Annotated in this window: 1 pseudogene; it reads left to right on the top strand. The window is 67.4% G+C overall.

Features of this window, described 5'->3' with window-relative positions:
• Positions 1 to 236, top strand: a pseudogene (locus SB751_RS35280) (oxidoreductase); the annotation flags it as partial.

Raw genomic sequence — 236 nt, 5'->3', positions numbered from 1 at the left:
ATTCGCTGTGCGGCCGCCCCGACGAGCGCGGCAGCTATCTGTTCGCGGTGAAGAAGGAAGCACGGTCGCGCGGCGGCTCGCGCTCGCTGCACGACGACGTGTGCATCGGCGCGGAGTTGTCAATCGGCGCGCCGCGCAACCTGTTTCGTCTGACGGACGACGCGAGCGAACATGTGCTGATCGCGGCCGGGATCGGCATCACGCCGCTGCTGTCGATGGCGTATGCACTCGAGCAG

The organism is Cupriavidus sp. SIMBA_020 (assembly GCF_046535395.1).
GTDB classification, from domain to species: Bacteria; Pseudomonadota; Gammaproteobacteria; order Burkholderiales; family Burkholderiaceae; genus Cupriavidus; species Cupriavidus campinensis.
The sequence above is the reverse complement of the archived record's forward strand: the minus strand, read 5'-3'. Positions and strand labels throughout refer to the sequence as shown.